The sequence below is a fragment of the Exiguobacterium sp. SH31 genome, assembly GCF_001816105.1.
GTDB classification, from domain to species: Bacteria; Bacillota; Bacilli; order Exiguobacteriales; family Exiguobacteriaceae; genus Exiguobacterium; species Exiguobacterium aurantiacum_A.
In genome coordinates this window covers 35,055-49,719 of the sequence record NZ_LYTG01000091.1, presented here as the reverse complement: position 1 = coordinate 49,719, position 14,665 = coordinate 35,055, and the positions used below count along the sequence as shown (strand labels likewise).

Sequence of the window (14,665 nt, the reverse complement as noted above, 5' to 3'; positions counted from 1 at the left end):
TAATGAATCATTCTCGAGCATAATTATTATTAACTGATAAGAATCGAGGACTTAACATATGTGGAAAAATCGGAACGTCTGGATCATCTTGACCGGGGAGTTCGTCGCCGGTCTCGGGCTTTGGCTCGGTATCATCGGCAATTTGGAGTTCATGCAGGAGAAAGTGCCGTCCGACTTCATCAAGGCGCTCATCCTCGCCGGGGGGCTGCTCGCAGGCGTCGCCATCGGACCGCTCGCCGGTCGTCTCACCGATCAGGGCTCCAAAAAGAAAATCATGCTCATCTCGAGCATCGTCCGGGCGCTGAGCGTTCTCTTCATGTTCGTCGCCATCGAGACGGGAAGCGTGCTTTGGATGGTCGTCTTCCTCGTCTTCTTGCAAGGGTCGGCCGCGTTTTACTTCCCGGCGCTCCAAGCAGCCATCCCGCTCATCGTCAAAGAACGCGAGCTGCTCGCCTTGAACGGGGTCCATATGAACGTGTCGACATTATCACGCGTCATCGGAACGGCGATCGCCGGGATTCTGCTCACGCTCATCTCACTTCGGGACGTCTATGCGCTCTCGCTCGTCGCCTATTTGTTGCTCGCCGTCGCGACGTGGTTCTTGAACATCGACGAGACGACGACACCGTCCGCCCGAAAAGTCGATACGAAGTCGTCAGGCGGATTCAAGGACGTCTTCCCGATCATCAAGTCGATCCCGGTCATCTTCATGACGCTCGTCATGACGCTCATCCCGCTCCTCTTCATCGGCGGGTTCAACTTGCTCGTCATCAACATTAGCGAGCTGCAAGATTCGACCGCGATCAAAGGCTGGATTTATACGGCGGAAGGGATCGCCTTCATGGTCGGCGCGTTCGTCATCAAACGGATCGGTGAGAAGTTCTCCGTATTCTCAATCTTGTTCACGTTCTCGTTTTTGATCGGGATCGCTCAGCTCATGCTGTACTTCGCCGACATCCCAGTCGTCTCGATCGCGGCGTTCGTCTTGTTCGGCTTCTCGGTCGGTTGTTTCTTCCCGACCGCGGTGACGATTTTCCAGACGCGGATGCCGAAAGACTATCACGGGCGCTTCTTCTCATTCCGGAACATGCTCGACCGCATCGTCTTCCAAGTCGTGTTGCTCGTCACCGGCTTCTTCCTCGACTTGATCGGTCTGCAGCTCATGGTCGTCTTGTTCGGGGTAAGTTCGATCGCGATGACCGCTTCCTTCCTCGTCTATACGCGGAAACACAAGCTTTATATCGAAACGGACGAGACCGAACGGATCTCGTCCTAACAAAACAAGCGCTGACCGAATTCGGTCAGCGCTTGTTCATGTCCTCGATGTCACGCCACCACGTGTTTGTATCGTTGCGTCCGTCGAGCGTGATCCGTTCCCCGATCATCGGAGTAAGTACGTGTTCTTGCGGCAACAACTGCGTCATCTGTTCGGCCGGGTCGTACCAGGCGTGGAACGATAGCGTGAACGCGCCCCAATGGATCGGCAACATCTTATCGGCCCGCACGTCGCGGAACGCCTGAGCCGTCTCTCGTGGCTGCATGTGCACATCCGGCCAACGCTCATCGTATTGCCCGCATTCGAGTGCCGCGAAATCGAACGGTCCGTACTCGTCCCCGATGTCTTTAAAGTGAGGACCGTAACCGCCGTCGCCGCTAAAGAACAAGCGGTCCGTCTCACCGATGACGACCCATGACGCCCAAAGCGTCGCATTGCGGTCGGTGAGCGATCGACCGGAGAAGTGACGGGCCGGTGTACAGACGAACGTCCACGTCCCGAACTGATACGTATCGCCCCAATCGCGTTCGATAATGCGTTCGGACCCGACGCCCCAACGTTTCAAATGGCTGCCGACGCCGAGCGGGACGATGAACATGGCGACTTTGCCTTTGATCGCTTGAATCGTCGCATAGTCCAAATGGTCGTAATGGTCATGCGTCAGCAAGACGACGTCGATTGACGGCAAATCGTCGAGCTCGAACGGCAAGTCCTCGCTGAACCGTTCATTCTTCGCGAACGGGAGCGGTGACGGGCTTCGGCCGAACATCGGGTCGACGAGCATCGTCTTGCCGTCCATTTGGACGAGCATCGCTGAATGGCCGAGCCAATAGATGCGGGTGAAGCTCGAGCCAAGTGTCTCGGTTAAGTCGATCGGGACGACCGGCAACCGAACGCTCGGCTTCCGGAGCGAGTCCGGATGCAAAAATTCTTTCGACATCGAGATCATATCATCGCTTGAAAACCGCATCGGTGTCTCAAGCTGATTGCGGAACTTGCCGTTGACAAGATTCGGCGACTGGAGCGCTTTTGGCTTGCGTCCGAGCGGTTTATATTGTGTGAGTGCTGTACCCGTCACAGCAGCCAAACCCATCAATGAAACGAGTAATGATTTTTTCAAAAGTATCCTCTCCTCTACTGCTTATTATACGGCAACATGCCGGATTCCCCTGTTTTTGAATACGCAAAAAAGGACGACAACGCGTCGCCCTCAAGATTTTTGCAAAATTTTAATGTCGTTGACGATTTCCTCGATCGGTACGTCTTGGAACCCTTGGTACGCCTTGATGATTTTCCCGTCTTGGTCGACGAGATAGAACCATGTCGCGTGATCGACTTGCGTGCCTTCGTCGGGCTTGCGGACGAGCGCCTTGAAGTTCTGTTGAGCGAACGCCTCGATCTCGTCTTGCGAATAGCCGGTCAAGAACTGCCAGTCGGCTTCTGCCAAATCGTATCCGGACATGAACTGTTTGATCTTATCCGGTGTGTCGACGGTCGGGTCGACACTGAACGACACGAACTGGACGTCCTCGACACCTTCTTCAACGAGCGCTTCATTTAGCTTCGTCATGTTGTATGTCATCGGCGGACAGACGGTCTCACAGTTCGTGAACACGAAGTCGGCCATCCATACTTTCCCTTTCAAGTCGTCGAGACTGACCATCTCTTCATCCTGATTCATATAATCGAACGATTCGATCTCCCAGTTGAGCGGGTCTTCAATCTCATTGCCGCAAGCGGTGAGCACAATGAGTAAACTGACTAGCCCGATCAGCATCCATTTTTTCAAACGTTCCATCCCCTTACTTGTCCGTTTTTATGTTGAGCATTAATAGCGTGATGAATGTGAACGCCGTGAGCGCGAGGAACGGGATCGTCACGAAGCCGAACCAGTTGATGTACTGCACGTTACACGGCACACCTTCGACACACGGTTTGATGTCGGCAAAACCGGGTACTTTTTGCACTAGATAATGGTAAAGTGAAATCATACCGCCGACGATTGCTAGCGACAATACATATTTCTTCACTTGACGATCGTTCGTGAATACAGCTATACCGAGCACAAGGACGAGTGGGTACATGAAGATACGTTGGATCCAGCACAGTTCGCACGGGACGAATTCGCGGATCTCACTGAAATATAAACTGCCGAGCGTCGCCGTGAGCGCGACGAGCCAAGCGAGATACAAGCCGTAGCGGCTCAGGAACGACTGCTTCATGGTGCCCCTTGTTCAATCAACCGTTCGATCGCCTCATAGTCGAACGGATCTTCTAGCATGACGCCGTTGATCATGATCGACGGCGTGAACTGGACCTCGTATTCTTTGACGAGTCCGTCATCTAGACTCACCTGTTCGAGCACGCTCGAGTTTTCATTCAAGTCGTCTTCGAACTTCGCCATGTCGACCGACGTCGTCTCGCCTGCGATCTGCTTCAACCGCTCGACAGTGACCCACGCCTCGTCGTGCTGCTGGCTCGCCGGTTGCGCGTCATAGAGTGCCTTATGGAAGTCCCAGAACGCATCCGGGTCTTGCTTATAGACCGATTCTGAAGCGAGTGACGCCAAAATCGACTCTTGTCCGTGGAACAAGACGTTGATATAGCTGAAGCTCGCGTCGCCCGTATCGATATAGTCCGCCTTTAGTTGCGGATAGATCGTCTCGCCCCATTGTTTACAAGACGGACATTTGTAGTCCCCGAACTCGACAATCGAGACCGGTGCGTCCGCTTCCCCGAGCGTCGGTTGCCCGTCCGTCGGCACGTGCTCGTTCGTAGCCGGCGCCGCCGTCTCTGCCTGCTCGGCCGGTCGGTTCAAGAGAACGACCACGACCGCGATGAGTGCGACCGCGATGAGCGTCCCGACGACCAATGTTTGATTTTGTTTCATTCGTCTCACCTCTATTTTTATCGATTCGTCTTTCATTATAGCGAAAGCGCTATCCGATTCCACGAAATCGACTTGTTTAATACTGACTTTGCTTTAAGTCGTCCACATTTTGACGATGAATAAAGTGGATGTCTATTGTAGGAGGAATACTTCATGAAATCGTTTTCGATGCGCCTCGGGTTAATCTTGGGGCTCAGCATTGCCAGTCTCGTCTTTATTCTAACACTCGCTTTAACGTATACGATCAGCGAGCGGTCGGCCGCGTCGCTTGAACGAGAAATCGGGGAACGTCTATCGACGACATCGCATCAGCTCGTCGATAAACTCGACTTTTATATGTGGTCGCGCTATCAGGAAGTCCAATTGCTTCAAGGACTCGACGCCTTGACCGAACCGCGCGAAAGAAGGGTCCTTCTCGATGAAGTCCAAACGAACATCCCTGCTTTCTCGTGGATAGGTGTGACCGATGCGTCTGGGACTGTCACCGCCTCGACGGACGGGATTTTAGAAGGGATGTCGATCGCCGAACGTCCCGTCTTCTCGGAAGCGCAACAACAACCGTTCATCGGGGACGTCCACGAGGCCGTTCTCCTCGCTGAAAAGCTCCCAAATCCGAGTGGAGAACCTCTCCAATTCGTCGACATCAGCGTCCCGATCATGCGCGACGGTGAGTTTAAAGGCGTCTTGGCGACCCACCTGAGCTGGGAATGGGGAGATGAGATGCTCCAACACTTTAACCGCACGTTGCATCATCACTCGGACTATACCGACATGTTCGTCGTCAGCGGACGTGACAACACCGTGTTGCTCGGTCCCGATCATCTCGTCGGGACACCGCTGCCGACGACGTTCAATGACGGTTGGCACGTCGAGACGTGGGAAGATGGAAAGTCATACTTGACCGGTGTCGCTATCGGGGAAGGTTACGACGACTACGCTGGCCTCGGCTGGAGTGTCGTCGTCCGGCAACCGGTCGACGTGGCGTTCGCCCCCGTCACGTCGCTGCAAAACAACATCTTATGGATCGGTCTCGTCGCTTCGATCGTGACCGCCCTGCTCGGTTGGCTGCTCGCCTTGTTTGTGACGCGGCCATTGCAAAAAATCACCGAGACAGCGACGCTCATGAAGCAAGGGAAAGTGAAAACGTTCCCTCATCAGTCCGGTATCCGTGAGATCGAATCGCTCGCGTTCGCCCTTGAGTCACTCGTCACGTCGCTGACCAATTCAGAGACAGAACGGATCCGCTTCGAATCACTCGCCAACCACGATGTATTGACCGGTCTCGCCAACCGGACGGCGCTCCGTCAGTACTTGAATGACGCACAACTGACAACGAACGACTACGTCTGTTTCTATATCGACCTTGACGGCTTTAAAGCAGTCAACGATACGTACGGGCACGCGTCGGGCGACGAAGTGTTGGTCGAGATTGCCGACCGGCTGAAGCAACTGCCTCTCGAAGGGCTGTACCCGGTCCGATTGAGCGGAGATGAGTTCTTCCTTCTGTTCGAACGAAACAACCGAAGTGACCGCGACGTCCAGCAGATCGGGGAAGATGTCATCGCCGCGTTGTCCGCGCCCGTATCGTTTGACGGCGGGACGGCTGCTGTCGGTGTGAGTATCGGCGCTGCGCTCTGGCGTTCGAACACGCCGCCTCATCTTGCCATCGAACGGGCCGACCAAGCGCTCTACCGCTCGAAAGCGAGCGGCAAGAACCAGATCACGCTCGATGAATCGCTGATCGCATAAGAAAGGTCCATGTCACTTGCGACATGGACCTGTTTTTTACGCTTCGAACAACAACTGTTCTGGGTCTTCGATCATATCTTTGATGTGTTTGAGGAACGTCACGGCCTCACGGCCATCGACGATGCGGTGGTCGTATGAGAGCGCCACGTACATCATCGGACGGTTCTCAATCGTCTCAGCATCGATCGCGATCGGACGAAGTTGGATCGTGTGCATCCCGAGGATGGCGACTTGCGGTCCGTTCAAGATCGGTGTCGATAAGAGTGAACCGAACACGCCGCCGTTCGTGATCGTGAACGTGCCGCCAGTCAGGTCGCTAAGCCCGAGCTTATTGTTGCGGGCCTTGTCGGCAAGATGGATGATATCCTTCTCGATCTCGCCAAAGTTTTTACGGTCCGCTTCCCGGACGACCGGGACGACGAGTCCGTCCGGTGCCGATACGGCGATGCCGATGTCGTAATATTTTTTCAAGACGATCTCGTTGCCTTGAATTTCAGCGTTCAAATATGGCATCCGTTTCAGAGCCGCGACGGCCGCTTTCGTGAAGAACGACATGAAGCCCAGTTTGACATCGTTATCTTTAATGAATTTCTCTTGGCGACGTTTCCGGAGCGCCATGACCGCCGTCATATCGATCTCGTTGAACGTCGTGAGCATCGCCGCCGTCTGTTGGACTTCGACGAGACGGCTTGCGATCGTTTGACGACGACGCGTCATCTTGATGCGCTCTTCGTCTTTGCCGCTCGCGACCGATTGTGGTGCCGCAGCCGGTGCTTTCGGTGCTTCTGGCTTTGGAGCCGGTGTTGCGTTGTGGTTCGACACGTCATGGACGTTGATGCGGCCGATCGGGTCGTTCGTCTGAACGGCCGAGAGGTCGATGCCTTTCTCTCGAGCGAGCTTGCGTGCCGCCGGTGTAGCGATCGGGCCTTTACCTGGGCTTGCCACGTGCTCTTCACGCCGCTCGACTTTTTTCGCTTCGCCGACTTCTTCTGTTTTCGTCTCGGCTGGAGCCGGAGCAGCTTCTGTCGCCGCTTCTGTCTTCGTCTTCGTCGCGACGGCCGTGCCGCCGGCTGAACCTGAACTTAAGCGGGCGATGACTTGACCGACTTGGACCGTATCGCCTTCCCCGGCGAGTTGTTCTTCCAACGTTCCTGACTCATCGGCCGGTACTTCGATATTGACTTTGTCTGTCTCGAGCTCGACGATGGCCTCCCCTTTTTCAACGTGGTCGCCTGGCTGCTTGAGCCAAGACGCGACCGTTCCTTCCGTAATGGACTCTGCTAATTCCGGTACTTTAATTTCGATCACAATGAGTTCCCCCTTAACTTATTTACGATCTTTTTGGTATATGCTCGCTCCAGCCGCACTTGAGACGGCGTCACGGGATAAGGCTTCACGAATGATGCGTGCTTGTTCTTGTTTGTGTGCTGTCGGATTTCCTTCAGCCGGGCTTGACCGGCGACGGCGACCGATGTAACGGACGTTCAGACGGTTCGATGTCACCGCTTCAAGACGCGGCTCGATGTATGTCCAAGCTCCCATGTTTTTCGGTTCTTCTTGTACCCAGACGATTTCTTTGGCGTTCGGGTAGCGACTGATGACGTCGCGAATCTCACGGACCGGGAACGGATAGATTTCTTCGACGCGGATGATGTGGAGGAAGTCGAGTGACTCCTCTGACTTCATCGTCGCTTCTTGCAGATCGATCGCCATCTTCCCTGAACAGAAGACGAGCCGTTCGACTTTGTCCGGCTGTTCGCCAAGACCTGTTTGTTCGACGATCGGACAGAAACTTCCATCTGACAACTCTTCGACCGTTGAGGCTGCGAGCGGATGACGAAGCAGGCTCTTCGGTGTCATGATGATCATCGGACGGATTTTTTCAGTACCGAGCATCTTCGCCTGACGACGCAAGATGTGGAAGTATTGGGCAGCCGTCGACAAATTAGCGACCGTCCAGTTCTTTTCACCGGCGAGCGTCAAATAACGTTCCATCCGCGCGCTCGAGTGCTCCGGACCTTGTCCTTCATAACCGTGCGGCAACAACATGACGAGACCCGACTTTTGACCCCATTTCGCACGACCGGCCGAGATGAACTGGTCGAACATGACTTGGGCCGAGTTGGCGAAGTCACCGTACTGCGCTTCCCACAACACGAGCGTATCTTGTGCGAACACGTTATAGCCGTATTCAAAACCGAGGACCGAGCCTTCCGAGAGCGGGCTGTTATGCACCGTAAACGAGGCTTTCGCCGTCGACAACTCGTGGAGCGGCGAGAATTTCTTGCCGGTCTCGACATCGTTCAACATGATGTTACGCTGCGCGAACGTCCCGCGCTCTGAATCTTGACCGCTCAACCGGATCGGTGTCCCGTCCGAGATGATCGAGGCGTAGGCGAGCGTCTCGGCATGGCCCCAGTCGATCTTCCCGTTGTCCCCGAACGCGTCACGACGACGGTCGAGTACTTTTTGAAGCTTATGGAACACGCCGAACCCCTCAGGCCATACGAGAAGCTCATCGTTCAACTGCTGTAACAAGTCGCGTTCGACTGCCGTATCGACGTACGGGAATCCTTTATGGACCGCTTCCGGCAAGACGATGTCGGCATCTTCTTCCTCAGCCGGGACGAGGTCGCGCGCTGACTTCAAGCGATCTTCAATCGATTGCTCGATCTTCGCTTTGTCTTCTTTCGTCATGACACCTTCAGCTTCGAGAAGATCAGCATAGACGTGACGGACCGATTGATGTTCTTTGATCGCTTTATACAGAACCGGGTTCGTGTTCATCGGCTCATCCATCTCGTTGTGCCCATAGCGGCGGTAGCCGACCAAGTCGACAAGGATATCTTTATGGAACTTGGCACGATATTCGCTACACAATTTCGCGACGGCGACACACGCTTCCGGGTCGTCGGCGTTGACGTGGAAGACCGGGATTTCGTAGCCTTTGGCGATATCACTCGCATAACGTGTCGAGCGCGAGTCGCTCGGGTCCGTCGTGAAACCAATCGTATTGTTGGCGATGACGTGGACGGTCCCGGCTGTGCGGTAGCCCGTCAAGTTCGTCATGTTGAGCGTCTCGGCGACGATGCCTTGGCCTGGGAACGCTGCGTCCCCGTGGATCAAGATCGAAGCAGCCTTGTCATCGTGTTGGACCGCCATCCCTTTTGCAGAGCGGTCGTCTTGGGCGGCACGCGTGTAACCTTCGACGATCGAGCCGACGAATTCAAGGTGGCTCGGGTTGTTGGCGAGGTTCAAGCGGACTTCTTTCTTCTCATCTAATACGCGGCGGTCGAGTCCAAGATGGTATTTCACGTCGCCCGACCAGCCGAAGTTGATGCCGATCGAACCTTCTGACGGAATGAGTTCTTTGTTTGGTGCGTGCTGGAACTCGGCAAAGATCATTTCGTACGGTTTACCGAGCACATGGGCGAGGACGTTCAAACGTCCACGGTGTGCCATCCCGATGTTGATATGTTCCGAACCGCTCGAGATGAGCCGTCCGACCATCGCGTCAAGGAGTGGGACCATGCTGTCGAGTCCTTCGATCGAGAAACGTTTTTGTCCGACGTACGTCTTATGAAGGAACGATTCAAACAGTTCCGTCTCGGCTAAACGCTCGAACAATTCGAGTCTCTCTTCTTTTGAATACGCGGCTTTCAATGCACCTTGCTCGATGCGGCGGCGAATCCAGCGCTTCTCTTCCATATCATCCAAGTGGCGCAACTCGATGGCGACCGTCCCTGTATAGACGTCAAGTAAATGACGGACGAGTTCAAGTGCGTTCGCGCCGGGCTTCGGCACGTCTTCTGACAGCAAGTGTGCCGGGATCTGCTCGAGGTCTGACTCGTTCAACCCGTAACGGTCGAACGAAAACAACCCGTGCTCACGCGGATGGTCTTTGAGCGGATAAATATCAGCCGCTTTATGACCGAGCGCCCGGATGTCGTTGACGAGCCGTGTCGCTGCCACGACTTTTTCCAAATCAAATGAAGCGACCGGTGCGACCGGTACCGCTTGATCGGGTGAACCGTTCTCATCAAAGTAACGACGCGTCTCCGCATCGACCGATTCTCTGTCTTCCAAATATTGCTCGTACAATTCAACGATGTAGCCTAAGTTTGGACCATAAAATGTTTGCGATTGCTCGCGACCGTTCGACGACTCTCCCATTGAATAAATCCCCCTGTCCGTTCCTATGCGCCCAATGTGTGAACGCTTTCATTTTTTAAGGCCGCGCGAATCAGTTCATCCAGCTGATTCAGGCCGTGAAAAGAGCCAAATCTTGCCTCTTACTCTCTTCTTCATACTACACCTTTCCAGGTCGAAAGACCCTTTCAAATTCACAATTCGTCCATACTAATTCAATAAGTTTTACTTATCGACTAATTGTGAAACTTGTCGTTTGATTCAATTGTTTCAAAAAAAGGTGAAACCTTCTTTCAGTCTTGTCGTATACAATGTTAGCAAGATTGGAAATAAATCTCAACGAAAGCAAGGTGACAACATGTTATCCGTCCAAAATGTCCACAAAAAACTGGGCCAGACGAACGTTCTGACCAACGTCAGCTTCGAAGTCACACCCGGCGAAATCTTTGGCTTCCTCGGTCCGAACGGTGCCGGAAAGACGACGACAATCCGTATCATCACCGGTCTAATGCCGGCAACGCACGGCTCCGTTACCGTCGACGGGTTCGACGTATCGACCGACCGCCAAGAGGCGCTCAGTCGCATCGGCGCCATCGTCGAAAACCCTGCGTTCTACCCTTACTTGACCGGTCGAGAAAATTTGATCCACGCCAAGAACTTGATCCCCAATTTGAAAAAAGTCGACTTGAACGCCCTCGGGGCACTCGTCGGGCTCGAATCGAAGCTCGACATGAAAGTCAAACAGTACTCGCTCGGGATGAAGCAGCGGCTCGGGATCGCCCGTGCGCTCCTCCACAATCCGAAAGTGCTCATTCTCGATGAGCCGACGAACGGGCTCGACCCGGCCGGCATCGCCGACCTGCGCAACTACTTACGGCACCTCGCCGAGCACCGCGGCATCGCCATCTTGATCTCGAGCCACTTACTTAGTGAGATGGAACTGATCACGGACCGGTTCGCGATCATCGACCACGGTCAAATCAAGTCGGTCCAAGACGGGACGACGCGTGAAGAAGGCGTCATTCTTTGTAAAGTGTCACGCGAGCAGATGAACGAGGCGCTCGACGTGGCCGCCATGCTGTTTGACGATGTGAAAATCGTTCAGCAATCGGCTGAGACGTTCCTCGTCCCCCGCCCTGAGACGGATATCCCGGTTCTGTTGAAACGACTCATCAATCAAGACATCAACGTCTTCCAAATTGGGATGAAGTACGAGACGCTCGAGGATCAATTCCTCAAAGTGACGAAGAAAGAAGGAGGAACGAACAATGCGTTCATTACTAGCCAATGAGTTTATGAAATGGCGGCGCACGATCAAGCCGCTGATCGCCCTCGGCATGTATACCGGGATTATCATTTTAACGTACGTCATCGTCACGAGTGGAAACGAGTCGGGAGATGCGACAACGTTCGTCAACTATGCCACGATGGCCGCGATGACATTCCTCGGTATCTTCACGATCGTGTTCACCGCTGAGATGATCGGGAATGAACTGAAGTTCGACACGTTGAAACACTTGCTTATGAGTCCGTACTCCCGTGACCGGATCTTGCTGTCGAAACTCGTTGCCGCAATCCTGATCATGCTCGCTCAGTTCGTGTTCATCCTCGCCGTGACGTACGGCTTCGCTTTGACGCTTGACGGGAACTTGACGTTCGAGCAGTTCCGTAACGTCCTACTCAGCGTATCGAGCGGCGTGTTCGTCATCTTCTTGACGCTCATGTTCTCGGTCGTCTTCAAATCGGTCGGTGTCGTCATTGGGTTCACCGTGCTCGCGAACTTCGTCTCGACGATGATCGGCGGCCTCCTCATCGCATGGAAGCCGGCCATTGCTAAATGGATCGTCTTTTTGCACACGGACTTGTCTATCTATTACCAAAGCCCTGGCTTCATGGAGACGATGGACGTGACAATTTGGTTCTCAGCGTTTTACGTATTGATCCATATTATCGCCTTCTATATCATCACGGCGTTCATGTTCCGCAGCAAGACGTTTGCGGAATAAATCCGCACCTACCCCTCTAGAAATGTGATAAAAGCCTCTGATTGTTGGACACACAATCCCAACATTTCAGAGGCTTTTTGTATCGGATTTCGGCTATGCTAAAGATATGAAGAAATGATGAAGGAAGTGACATGATGTATCTCACAATCGGATTATCACTAGTCGTCTGTTTGATCGCCCTCGTCTTCACGATCATGGTCGGTCTCGGAAAAGACAAATCAGATTATAGCCAAAAGAAAAGCTGGTCGCTGGTGTCTTGGACGTATATCGTCCTATTCCCGGTCGCATTCGTGGCGCTCGGACTGCTATACTATTTCATCACTCGATGACTCGTTCATCGAGTTTTTTTGTGGTACGTTTTTATTAATGGAAAAGAGGTGGCCCTTTGAGTCGATTCGAGAAATTATACCCCGTATTCATACTTCTATCTGTTGTGACTGGTCTCGCGTTCGGGACGATCGAGGCGCTGCGTCGAGTCGCGGACAGTGCGATCGTTCCATTGCTCATGGCGATGCTATTCTTTACGTTCATTCAAATCCCGTTCGCCCAAATCCGGCATTCGTTTTCAAACCGGACGTTCACGATCACGAGTCTCGTCCTCAACTTCGTCTGGACACCCGTATTTGCGTTTGCACTCGCGAGCGTCTTCTTATCCGACCATCCGGCGCTTTGGATCGGATTCATCATGCTCATGGTCACGCCATGCACCGATTGGTATATCGTCTTCACCGGTCTCGCGAAAGGCGATGTCGTCGCTTCACTCAGCATCTTGCCGCTCAACCTTATACTTCAACTCGCGCTGTTACCGGTCTATCTTTATGTTTTGACAGGGACGTCGAGCGTGATCTCAGTTTCGGTGTTCCTACATAGTCTATCCATTTTAGCGATCCCGCTCGGCTCAGCGATTGGACTGAGGTACTTTCTCGCCAAGTCGAACCAGTTGCGGCTGCTCGAACGGGTCAGTTTATGGCCAATTTTCCTGTTAAGTCTCGCCGTCATGTCGATCTTTGCCTCACAAGGGCGGCTCTTGATCGAGCACGTCTCGATTCTCGGATTGTTAATTGTACCGTTGCTGTTATTTTTCATCGTCAATTTTGCCATAAGCCGCCGTGTCGGCAAGAAACTGTTGCGTGAAGACGCGGCCGTGACGAGTCTACAAATGACGACGCTCGCGCGGAATTCACCGATCGCGCTCGCCATTGCGACGACCGCATTCCCGAACGAGCCGCTCATCGCCCTCGTCTTGGTCATCGGGCCGTTGATCGAATTGCCGGTGCTCGTCGCCGCTTCCTTCATGATCCGGCGACTAAATCGAGCCGAACGTCGACTCGGTTAGCGCACGAGCGTCGGTTTGACGGCGAACGAGGCGGCGAGGATGCCGATGACCGGGAAGACGAGCGAATACCATATGATCGACTCGTAGTTGCCGAATAGATCGTAGGCGATCCCGAACGGCAACGGTCCGACCGCCGAGCCAAGTACCATGACCGACGTCGCCAGGCCGCTGATGCTGCCGAGCGCAGCCCGACCGAAGTAGTACGGCCAAACATAGTTTAAGGCGATACGCTCAAAGCCGTTACTGATGCCCCAGATCACCCCGAACAGCATCGCGATTGAGAACGTTGACGTATATTGCAGGATGATCATAAAGATGATCTCGGTCACGAAGATGCCAATCAATACATAATTGATTTTCACGACATCGATGATCCGTCCCGCGATGAACGTCACCGGGAAGCCGAGGATCGCCATCAAGCTCAAAACGATCGCGGCCGTCACCGGTGGTAGGCTCTGCTCTTCAAAAATTGAGATCAAGTGGAACGTGATCGCTGTGTTGACGAGCGCCGGGATGCCGATGCACGACAAGATCAGCCAAAAAGCACGTGTCTTGAGCGCTTCTTGGAACGTGAAATCGACATCGATATGAATCGGTGTCGTCGTCGATTTATTGCTCGGATGAGGATTCGTCCCTCCGTCCGGCAACAGTCCGATGTCTTCTGGGCGGTTGCGGACGAAACGATAAGCGAGCGGTGTGAACAAGACGAGCACGAGCAGTCCCCATACTTGCCACGTCATTTGCCAACCGATCAAACCAACGAGCCAGACGTTGAGCGGCGGAAAGACGGCCGAGCTCAAGAACCCTCCGATTGCCATATAGCTGAGCGCCTGGCCACGTTTCGTGATGAACCACTGCGGGACGAGCGTGTTCGGGATGAGCGTCATCGACCCTTGCCCGAACAGGCGGAGCATCCAGATCCCGAAGAAGAGCATCGTCAAGTTCGTGACGTAACTGTTGAACAGACAAGCGACCGCCAGCAATATCGAGGCGATGACCATCATCGCCCGTTGCCCGAAGCGGTCGATCAATCGACCGACGAAAAATAAACAGGCGGCCGAGGCGAGCGTCGCGGCCGAATAAACGCTTGATACTTCAGAGCGCGACCAGCCAAAGTCGGTTATGTATTGGTCGATAAAAACTGAGATAAAGTACGTCTGACCGGGACCCGAGAAAAATACACCGAGGCCCGCGATCATGACCATATACCATCCGTAGTAGGATGGTTTTCGAAGTCTTCGCATCATCTTGCTCCTTTC

13 protein-coding genes are annotated in these 14,665 nt (G+C 53.8%); 6 read left to right on the top strand and 7 right to left on the bottom strand.

The window, feature by feature from the left end; translation table 11 throughout:
* Positions 1 to 58 precede the first annotated feature (58 nt).
* The gene (locus A6395_RS12615) at positions 59 to 1,276 is read left to right on the top strand and encodes an MFS transporter (RefSeq protein ID WP_071399289.1); all 1,218 of its coding nucleotides are present in this window, start codon (positions 59 to 61) and stop codon (positions 1,274 to 1,276) included.
* Between the two features lie 25 nt (positions 1,277 to 1,301).
* On the opposite strand, the gene A6395_RS12610 is transcribed toward A6395_RS12615, so the two are convergent.
* The 4 genes from A6395_RS12610 to A6395_RS12595 form a co-directional block, all read right to left on the bottom strand.
* Positions 1,302 to 2,396 (bottom strand): MBL fold metallo-hydrolase, encoded by a 1,095-nt coding sequence (locus tag A6395_RS12610; RefSeq protein WP_233589618.1) that lies wholly within the window; start codon positions 2,394 to 2,396, stop codon positions 1,302 to 1,304.
* Positions 2,397 to 2,486: 90 nt separating this feature from the next.
* The gene (locus A6395_RS12605; RefSeq protein WP_071399288.1) at positions 2,487 to 3,074 is read right to left on the bottom strand and encodes an SCO family protein; all 588 of its coding nucleotides are present in this window, start codon (positions 3,072 to 3,074) and stop codon (positions 2,487 to 2,489) included.
* Between the two features lie 4 nt (positions 3,075 to 3,078).
* The gene (locus A6395_RS12600) at positions 3,079 to 3,498 is read right to left on the bottom strand and encodes a disulfide oxidoreductase (RefSeq protein WP_071399287.1); all 420 of its coding nucleotides are present in this window, start codon (positions 3,496 to 3,498) and stop codon (positions 3,079 to 3,081) included.
* Positions 3,495 to 4,166: a DsbA family protein gene (locus tag A6395_RS12595; protein ID WP_071399286.1), complete on the bottom strand. Its 672-nt coding sequence runs from the start codon at positions 4,164 to 4,166 to the stop codon at positions 3,495 to 3,497. Before A6395_RS12595 ends, A6395_RS12600 begins: the two co-directional genes overlap by 4 nt.
* A 153-nt stretch (positions 4,167 to 4,319) precedes the next feature.
* Between A6395_RS12595 and A6395_RS12590 the strand changes: the two genes are divergently transcribed.
* Entirely contained in the window at positions 4,320 to 5,915 is a 1,596-nt protein-coding gene (locus A6395_RS12590) for a sensor domain-containing diguanylate cyclase (RefSeq protein ID WP_071399285.1), read from the top strand.
* A gap of 36 nt (positions 5,916 to 5,951) precedes the next feature.
* On the opposite strand, the gene odhB is transcribed toward A6395_RS12590, so the two are convergent.
* A complete protein-coding gene (gene odhB / locus A6395_RS12585; RefSeq protein WP_071399284.1) occupies positions 5,952 to 7,223 on the bottom strand; it encodes a 2-oxoglutarate dehydrogenase complex dihydrolipoyllysine-residue succinyltransferase in 1,272 nt (423 codons plus the stop codon).
* Between the two features lie 18 nt (positions 7,224 to 7,241).
* A complete protein-coding gene (locus A6395_RS12580) occupies positions 7,242 to 10,088 on the bottom strand; it encodes a 2-oxoglutarate dehydrogenase E1 component (RefSeq protein WP_071399283.1) in 2,847 nt (948 codons plus the stop codon).
* 334 nt (positions 10,089 to 10,422) lie between these two features.
* Here A6395_RS12580 and A6395_RS12575 point away from each other — a divergent pair, with 334 nt between their 5' ends.
* From A6395_RS12575 to A6395_RS12560, 4 genes are all read left to right on the top strand, one after another.
* Complete coding sequence (locus A6395_RS12575; RefSeq protein WP_071399282.1) at positions 10,423 to 11,355, top strand: ABC transporter ATP-binding protein; 933 nt, start codon at positions 10,423 to 10,425, stop codon at positions 11,353 to 11,355.
* A complete protein-coding gene (locus tag A6395_RS12570; protein ID WP_070327797.1) occupies positions 11,333 to 12,070 on the top strand; it encodes an ABC transporter permease in 738 nt (245 codons plus the stop codon). The genes A6395_RS12575 and A6395_RS12570 overlap by 23 nt, the downstream gene beginning before the upstream one ends.
* 131 nt (positions 12,071 to 12,201) lie before the next feature.
* The gene (locus tag A6395_RS12565; RefSeq protein ID WP_071399281.1) at positions 12,202 to 12,399 is read left to right on the top strand and encodes a hypothetical protein; all 198 of its coding nucleotides are present in this window, start codon (positions 12,202 to 12,204) and stop codon (positions 12,397 to 12,399) included.
* Positions 12,400 to 12,503: 104 nt separating this feature from the next.
* On the top strand, positions 12,504 to 13,406 hold the full coding sequence (locus tag A6395_RS12560; protein WP_084813073.1) for an arsenic resistance protein: 903 nt from the start codon (positions 12,504 to 12,506) through the stop codon (positions 13,404 to 13,406).
* Here A6395_RS12560 and A6395_RS12555 read toward each other — a convergent pair.
* Positions 13,403 to 14,653 (bottom strand): MFS transporter, encoded by a 1,251-nt coding sequence (locus A6395_RS12555; protein ID WP_071399279.1) that lies wholly within the window; start codon positions 14,651 to 14,653, stop codon positions 13,403 to 13,405. The genes A6395_RS12560 and A6395_RS12555 overlap by 4 nt on opposite strands.
* Positions 14,654 to 14,665 lie beyond the last annotated feature (12 nt).

Bases quoted from the DNA above. Each gene is read 5' to 3' on its own strand.
- A6395_RS12605 (WP_071399288.1), bottom strand. From the start codon at position 3,074: ATGGAACGTTTGAAAAAATGGATGCTGATCGGGCTAGTCAGTTTACTC.
- A6395_RS12575 (WP_071399282.1), top strand. From the start codon at position 10,423: ATGTTATCCGTCCAAAATGTCCACAAAAAACTGGGCCAGACGAACGTT.
- A6395_RS12565 (WP_071399281.1), top strand. From the start codon at position 12,202: ATGATGTATCTCACAATCGGATTATCACTAGTCGTCTGTTTGATCGCC.
- A6395_RS12600 (WP_071399287.1), bottom strand. From the start codon at position 3,498: ATGAAGCAGTCGTTCCTGAGCCGCTACGGCTTGTATCTCGCTTGGCTC.
- A6395_RS12590 (WP_071399285.1), top strand. From the start codon at position 4,320: ATGAAATCGTTTTCGATGCGCCTCGGGTTAATCTTGGGGCTCAGCATT.
- A6395_RS12580 (WP_071399283.1), bottom strand. From the start codon at position 10,088: ATGGGAGAGTCGTCGAACGGTCGCGAGCAATCGCAAACATTTTATGGT.
- A6395_RS12570 (WP_070327797.1), top strand. From the start codon at position 11,333: ATGCGTTCATTACTAGCCAATGAGTTTATGAAATGGCGGCGCACGATC.
- A6395_RS12595 (WP_071399286.1), bottom strand. From the start codon at position 4,166: ATGAAACAAAATCAAACATTGGTCGTCGGGACGCTCATCGCGGTCGCA.
- A6395_RS12555 (WP_071399279.1), bottom strand. From the start codon at position 14,653: ATGATGCGAAGACTTCGAAAACCATCCTACTACGGATGGTATATGGTC.
- A6395_RS12615 (WP_071399289.1), top strand. From the start codon at position 59: ATGTGGAAAAATCGGAACGTCTGGATCATCTTGACCGGGGAGTTCGTC.